A 7,088-nucleotide genomic window follows, 5' to 3' on the forward strand; every position below is an offset into this window, starting at 1 on the left:
ATCCGGCGACCGGCGGTCAGCTCGCCAAGCCTTCCTTCTTTTCCTCCAGTTCCAGCCACTCCATCTCGGCTTGCTCGAGGTCGGCGCGCGCCTTGTCGAGGGCTTTCATCGTCTTGTCGAAGGTGACTGGATCGCGCGTGTAGAGGTTGGGGTCCGCCAACGCTTCTTCGAGCTTGGCGATGATCGCCGGGCTCTTGGCGATCAGCGCCTCGCATTCTTCCAGGCGGCGCTGGTCCTTGTAGGAGAGCTTGACGCTCTTCTTCGGCGGAGCAACCGGCGCGGCGCTTGCGGGCTTGGTGGCGCCCTTCGACACAGGCGCGAACGCGGTTCCGGACTTCGAGGCTTTGAAGAAGTCCGGATTCTGATCCATCAGGTCGGTCCAGCCGCCCGGGGTCTCCACGACCTTGCCCTTGCCGTCGAGGGCGATGGTGGAGCTGGCCAGGCGGTCGATGAAGTCGCGGTCGTGGCTGACCAGGATCAGCGTGCCGTCGAAGTCGGCCAGCAGGTCCTCCAAGAGGTCCAGCGTGTCCATGTCCAGGTCGTTGGTCGGTTCGTCCAGCACCATCAGGTTGGTGGGGTTGGCCAGCGCGCGCGCCAGCAAGAGGCGATTGCGCTCGCCGCCCGACAGGCTGGTGACGGGCTGGCGCAGCTGGGCGTCGGTGAACAGGAACTCCTTGGCGTAGCCCGCCACATGCTTGGGGTGGCCGCGGACGATGATCGAGTCCCCGCCGCCGGGCGTGAGGAAGTCCCAGACGGTGATCTTGTCGGACAGGGCCATCCGCGCCTGGTCGATATAAGAGACCTCGAGATTGGTTCCGAGCTGCACCGAGCCGGCGTCCAGCTCCAACTCGCCCAGCAACAGCTTGACCAGGGTGGTCTTGCCGGCGCCGTTGGGGCCGACCAGAGCGACACGGTCCCCGCGCAGGATGCGGGTCGAGAAGTTCTCGACGATCGTGCGATCACCGAAGCGCTTGGTGACGCCCTTGGCCTCGACCACGCGCTTGCCGGAGGTCCCGGCCGACTCCACGGCCATGGTCATGGTTCCGCGCAGTTCGGACTGGCGGTCCTTCTTCTCGGCGCGGAGAGCCAGCAGCGCGCGGCGGCGGCCTTCGTTGCGGGCGCGGCGGCCTTGGACGCCGCGCGCCAGCCAGGCGTTTTCCCGCTCCAGCACCTTGTCCAGGCGCCGGGCCTCCTCGGCGTCGGCGGCCACGATCGAGTCCGCCCAGGCTTCAAACTCTGAGAAGCCCTTGTCCAGGCGACGGATCTTGCGGTGCTCCAGCCAGAAGCAGCGCTCGGTGACGCGGTTGAGGAAGGCGCGGTCGTGGCTGACGATCAGGGCGGCGCACTTGGAGGCGGCCAGCTCGTCTTCCAGCGTCTGAATGGCGAAGATGTCCAGGTGGTTGGTCGGCTCGTCCAGCAGCAGCACGTCAGGCTGCTCGGCGAAGGCGCGCGCCAATGCGGCGCGGCGCGTCTCGCCGCCGGACAGGCCCTTGGCGCTCTTGTTGGGATCCAGACCGAAATCGGCGAGTGCGGCCTGGGCTTCATAGTCCTGGGCGCCGCCGGCGGTGGCGTACTCCAGCAGGGTCTCGCCGGTGATCTCTGGTTCCTGGCTGACATAGACGACCTTAGCGCCGGGCTGCACGGCGCGTTCTCCGCTATCGGCCTCGACGCCCTGGGCCGCCAGGATCTTCAGCAGGGTCGACTTGCCCGCGCCGTTGCGCCCGACGAGGCAGGCGCGCACGCGCGGTTCCAGCGCCAGGTCAACGCCGTCGAACAGCGGCTTGGCGCCGTCGGCGAGGCGGACGTCTTTAAGAGCCAGTACGGGCGCGCGGGCGGGAGAGGCCATGGTGTCTGAATACGGGGTCGAGGCGGCGGAGCGTCGCGGGAGGAGAGGGCGTATAGCAGGCCAGAGGCCGAAGGAACGCCAAATTCTCGATCACGCTCGGACACGCGCGGACCTTGGTCGCTAGGCCCTGCGCCTTAGTTCCCGGGGGCGTTGACGTTGAAGCTGGCGTTGTTGCCGATCGCGGTCGAGACGCCGGTGACCTGCCGCCCGCTGGACACGACGCTGGACGAGGACGATGCGCCGACGTCGGCGCTGTTTGTCTGGGTGTTGTTGACGCTCATCCGGCCATTGCAGCGTGAGCAGGCATAGCCGGTAACGGCGTTGCCCATGGCGGTGGCGGTCGTCACCGTGTCGTAGCCGTCCTGCCCGACGAAGCTGGCGGTCGCTTCGACTCCGCCGCCGGTATTGGTCTGGATGTTGTCGAGCACCAGTTCGGTCCCGATATTGTTGACCTGCGACGAATTGCCGGCGGCGTAGGCCGTGGTTTGGGCCGCGCCGAACAGGTACGAGGTCCCTTCGGCCTGGCCGCGCACATAGGACGTGTTCCACTGGTTCGAGGTCACGTCCGCCAGCGGGCCTTCATTGGTGACCGACAGGTTGTTGCCCGTCGCCGTCGCTGCGGTCGACGTGAGATTACTATTGCCGTAGGCCGTGAACTTGCTGGCCTGGGTCACGTCAGCCGTGTTGGCCTGATCGGTGATCGCCCGAACAGCCGACTGGTTAGCGCCGCCGATGTTGATGTTGTTGCCCGCAGTCGTTGCGGTGACCGCGCTGGTTCCCGAGACGTAGCCGACGATCGCGCCGCCGTCCGCCAGCACATTGGCGGTCGTGGACTGGCTGATCCGCGCGCCGGCCGAGCCATTGTCGAGCGTCACGCCGGCGCTGTTGCCAATGGCGAGGGTGGACTGGGTCAGGTCGGACGCTTCAGCGTTGGCGGCTTCGACCTGGCCGCGCGCGGTGACGGCGGCCGAGTTGGTCTGCACCGCGAAGGCTGAGATCGTGCCATTCGAGGCGGCGAGGGCGGCGGCGTTGCCCACGGCGGTCGTCCGCACCGCGCTCGAGGCGCCCGCATTGCCGGCGACGTCGACCACGCCGTGGCCGTAGACGACCCCCTGGTTGTCCTGGTTCGAGGTCACGGCGGCGTCGGAGTTGGTCACGCCGACCGACACGCCATTGGCCTGGGCGGTGGTGCTGGCCGTCACGCCGTCGCTGACCGTCTGGACGTTGAGGGTCTGCTCCGAGAAGATCTCGCCCAGATTGATCTGGTTGTTGAGGACCGGGCTCGGGGTGGTCGTCTGGCTAGTAGCGACCCCGCTTAGCATCACGGATATCGGGATCGCGGCGAGCGTTCCAGCGAGACGGGTCATCGCGGGTCTGCGCATTGTTCGTTCCCAGATTGTTGTAGGCCGGCGTGAAGGCGCCTGTCTGTCCGACGGTGGCGTCACCGAACGGATCAAAACGCAGGCAGCTTTCCGGACCAGGCATGCCGTAGAGGTTGGCGGCCATCTCGACGGTCGCGCGCTCGATCAGGGCGCGGACCGCAAGCTGCATCGGCTCCAGCGCCCCGCGACCGGCGGAGATGTCGAAGAGGTTGCCATTCAAGAAGTCGAAGACGCCGGCGCTGATTTCGCGGCCGACGACCTGCTTCTGATACGAGATCACGTCCACCACCTCGAGGGTGCGGGTGTTCACCAGGCGCAGGTCCAGCGCGATGTTCATGATGAAGACGCGACGGCGGAAGTTGCCCTTCAGCCCGTCGGTGTCCTTGTCGCCGGCATAGGCGTCAATGCCGGCCGACCGAATGTTGTAGTTCAGCTCGGTGATGCCGCCGATGACATAGAAGTCGGAGCCCGGCACCTGACCGGCCAGGATCTTGCGGAAGTCCGCCGGCGCGTCGGGCGCCGGGTTGGGACGATCCGAGATCAGCTTGTTGTTGGCGTACTTCAGCTCGAACTCCGACACCGAGGTGTCGAAGCGTTCGACCAGCGGCATGCCAGCCTTGGCGAAGGCCGAGACGGCCATCAGCGAAGCGCCTTGGGTGACCTTGCGGCCCGAACCGTCGGACTCTTCCTTGCCGGTGTAGTCGGCGATGCGGCCGATCGCGATACGCGGCGCGACGATGCGGTTCGTGCGGGCGTACTGGTTCAGGCAGACCAGCGCTGAAGAGTAATCGGTGGGATTGGCGGTCACCGGCGCGGTGCCGATCGGCTTGGCGTAGTTGCCGGCCGTCGAGGCCACGGGCGTGCTGCCGCAGGCGCTGAGCGCCGCTGTCGCCAGCAAGGCCAGGACCAGCCCTGTGCGCTTGACCATCATTTGGGAGCGCCGCCCTTCACAACATTCGAGCCTGCGGTGACGTTGCCGGTGTTCACCTGACTGGAGTTGACGATGACCGTGTTGTTGTTGCCCTGGGTGATGACCGTGAGGTTGTTGCCAATTGCGGTGGAGCCGGCGTAGCCGCCGACAGCGCCAACGCCCGAATAGGCGTCGAGCGACCCCGAGCTGCGGCTGGAGGAGAAGACGCTCTGGTCGGAGCCAGTCAACATGACGCCGTCCACGATCACCCGGTTGCCGTTGGCGTCCCGGGTCGAATACTCGACCATCCGGCTTTCCTGGCCCGAGCTGCGGCCATAGCCGGCGTTGAACGAGGCCGAGTTGGTCGACATCGACTGCGCGTTGGCGAGGCCGCCCGCGCCGAGCGCAACGGCGACGACGAGCATCGCCACACGCTTCTTTGATTTCCGATGCCAGGCCATGAAAGGCTCCGCGACTGTCGACACGGAGCGGCAAGCAACCCTCGTGCCAAAAAGATACAGCGTCAGGGATAGACCCAAGGTCTCGAAAAATGGTTAAGCCCCGCGACGGGGTTCGAATCGTCGCACGAGCCCCTAGATAGAAGTCATGGACCAGCCCCCGCGCCCCGAACCGATCTTCAACGCGCCCTGGCCCGCGCTGCTGGTTGCGGCGGCTGTGATCGTCCCGCACCTCCTGCTGCAGAACGCCAGCCAGGACCTGATCTACTCCCTGGCCCTTGTGCCCCGCGAATTCTGGGAGGGCCGGTGGACGGGCGTCATCACCATGCAGTTCGTCCACGGCGGGTGGATCCACGCGATTATGAACGCCGTCTTTGGTCTGGCGTTCGGGGCGCCGGTCTCCCGCGTGCTGGGACTTAACGGCCGGGGAGGGGGAATCTTCTGCCTGTTCTACCTTGCCTGCGGCGTGGTCGCCGGCGTCGGCTTCGCCGCCATCCACCCTCAAGGCCTGAGCCCCGTCGTGGGCGCGTCCGGCGCCATCGCCGGCCTGATGGGTGCTGCGGCGCGCACCATGGACAGCGCACCCGGCCAACTCGGGCCTGTCTTCGGGCCGCGCGTGATTTCCCTGGGCCTGGGCTGGCTCGTGGTGAATCTGGTTCTTGCGGTGACCGGCAGTCTTCTGACGATGGGCGCAGGCGGCGTCGCCTGGGAGGCGCATCTGATCGGGTTTGCGGCCGGCGTGCTGCTGATCGGCCCGTTCGCGCGCTGGGCCGGTCCGCCCGCGAATGTCCCCGATACCCATTGAGGCCCAAGCCCCATTGATTGAAGACCCGCTTTGGAGGACCCTCGTTCTATAAAGAACAAGGGAGGACAAGCTGTGCTGGTTTCTCAGATCCTCAAGGACAAGGGTGATCTCGTGTTCACGGCCTCTCCTCAGGAGACGGTCGGCGCCGCAGCGGCGTTGCTTCATACCCGGCGGGTCGGGGCCATGGTCGTCGTCGATGAAAAGGAAGCTGTCGTCGGCATCGTATCCGAACGCGACATCGTCCGCATGATCGCCAAGGAAGGGGCCGCCGCGCTCTCCAAGCCGATCAGCGGCTGCATGAGCGCCAATGTCGTCTTTGCTCAGCCTGACGAGTCGATCGACGCGCTTCTGGAAAGAATGACCGACCGCCGTATCCGCCACCTGCCTGTGGTGAACGGGGAGCGCCTGGCGGGGATCATCTCGATCGGCGACCTCGTAAAGTACAAGATCAGCGAAACCCAGGCCGAGGCCGAGGGACTGAAAGCCTATATCGCAGCGGGCTGAGCCGGGATCGACCGGCTCCCTCTATATATGCTGCGCTCTATAGAGGGAGCGCCGCATATATAGAGACTGGCGCCGCTAACTCTCGATCAGCTCAGCGCCGGCGCCCTTGGCGGCGTCGGCCAGGCTGTAGCCTTCCAGAACGCCGGCGGTCGCGTCGCGGGCGCGGAGCAGCGCCTCACGCAGGGCGCAGCTCGCCAGGTCGCGGCAGTCCTCGCAGCGTCGGAACGCGGTGCGGCTCACGCAAGGCGTCAGGGCCAAAGGGCCGTCGACCAGTCGGATGATCTCGGCGAAGCTGATCGCATCGGCCTCACGCCCTAATACATAGCCGCCGAACTTGCCTCGCCGGCTGATCACCAGGCCCTCGCGCGCGAGAGACAGAAGGATCGCTTCAAGAAACTTGCGCGGCGCGTCGGCGCGCTCGGCAAGTTCTCCGGCGGTGACCTGGGTGTCGGCGCGCGCCAGTTCGATCATGGCGCGAAGCGCATAGCGAGCCTTCTGGGACAACATGGTGGCAGGGCGCCTTGATGGAACGAGCATGGCCCCAGCGGGCGCGCTCTATAGAGTGGTGCGCGTTCTGAGCGAGGCGTGCTTTCCGCGCAAGTCTTGCATGACAACGTTCATGCACAGGGAATGCCGCCCGGTGGGGATGAAACGCCGATTTCACGCTTGCCGCCTCGGGAGAGGGGGCCTAGAAGCCGCCCCTCGCTTCGGGGCCGCGCGCCACGGACCGGAACTTGAGCCTCTCGGGGCTTGCGTTTCGCAACGTGGATCGCTAGGTTCCCCAGCCTCAGTCGAATCTCTTCGAGCTCGCGGCGCTCCTCTGGCGCGCCAACGGCAGTTTTTGTGCTCAGAACCGGCCTGGTCGGGAAGGGCAACAAAAATGAAAAGTTCGGTTGACCTAGGAATTCGGTTTCGATAGAAGCCGCGCTCCTTGGAAATGCTGAGTAGTTCGAAAGAGCTTCTAAGTATTTCCGCCCAGAAGAGCATCGCTTTTTCTTAGAAAAAGTTGCTTGACTGGATCTGGTGACTTCTTTAGAAGCTGCCGGCTCCGCAGAAAGCCTTCGGGTCGGGCGCGGAGAGAAAGTCAGAAAGTTTTGAAAAAAACGATTTGACAGGGAAAACGAGGTTGGATAGATAGCCGCCTCCGCCGACATCGGGCGCTAAACGATGGGGCCGCCGGGAG

7 protein-coding genes are annotated in these 7,088 nt (G+C 65.6%); 2 read left to right on the forward strand and 5 right to left on the reverse strand.

The annotated features are described in order from the left end of the window. Positions 1-16 precede the first annotated feature (16 nt). The 4 genes from J2X45_RS18275 to hfaA form a co-directional block, all read right to left on the reverse strand. Positions 17-1,846 (reverse strand): ABC-F family ATP-binding cassette domain-containing protein, encoded by a 1,830-nt coding sequence (locus J2X45_RS18275; RefSeq protein ID WP_310217708.1) that lies wholly within the window; start codon positions 1,844-1,846, stop codon positions 17-19. 134 nt (positions 1,847-1,980) lie between these two features. Then, positions 1,981-3,228, reverse strand: a complete 1,248-nt coding sequence (gene hfaD, locus J2X45_RS18280) for a holdfast anchor protein HfaD (protein ID WP_310217711.1) — start codon at positions 3,226-3,228, stop codon at positions 1,981-1,983. Further along, the gene (gene hfaB, locus J2X45_RS18285) at positions 3,146-4,159 is read right to left on the reverse strand and encodes a holdfast anchoring protein HfaB (protein ID WP_310217715.1); all 1,014 of its coding nucleotides are present in this window, start codon (positions 4,157-4,159) and stop codon (positions 3,146-3,148) included. Before hfaB ends, hfaD begins: the two co-directional genes overlap by 83 nt. Continuing rightward, positions 4,156-4,599, reverse strand: a complete 444-nt coding sequence (gene hfaA / locus J2X45_RS18290; RefSeq protein ID WP_310217718.1) for a holdfast anchoring protein HfaA — start codon at positions 4,597-4,599, stop codon at positions 4,156-4,158. Before hfaA ends, hfaB begins: the two co-directional genes overlap by 4 nt. Positions 4,600-4,744: 145 nt before the next feature. Between hfaA and J2X45_RS18295 the strand changes: the two genes are divergently transcribed. Continuing rightward, complete coding sequence (locus tag J2X45_RS18295) at positions 4,745-5,401, forward strand: rhomboid family intramembrane serine protease (protein ID WP_310217721.1); 657 nt, start codon at positions 4,745-4,747, stop codon at positions 5,399-5,401. A 72-nt stretch (positions 5,402-5,473) separates the two neighbouring features. Further along, the gene (locus J2X45_RS18300) at positions 5,474-5,905 is read left to right on the forward strand and encodes a CBS domain-containing protein (protein ID WP_310217724.1); all 432 of its coding nucleotides are present in this window, start codon (positions 5,474-5,476) and stop codon (positions 5,903-5,905) included. 75 nt (positions 5,906-5,980) lie between these two features. On the opposite strand, the gene J2X45_RS18305 is transcribed toward J2X45_RS18300, so the two are convergent. Then, positions 5,981-6,412 (reverse strand): Rrf2 family transcriptional regulator, encoded by a 432-nt coding sequence (locus J2X45_RS18305; protein WP_310217727.1) that lies wholly within the window; start codon positions 6,410-6,412, stop codon positions 5,981-5,983. Positions 6,413-7,088: the final 676 nt, after the last annotated feature.

This window comes from Caulobacter sp. BE264 (assembly GCF_031457805.1).
In the GTDB taxonomy this organism is placed as follows: domain Bacteria; phylum Pseudomonadota; class Alphaproteobacteria; order Caulobacterales; family Caulobacteraceae; genus Caulobacter.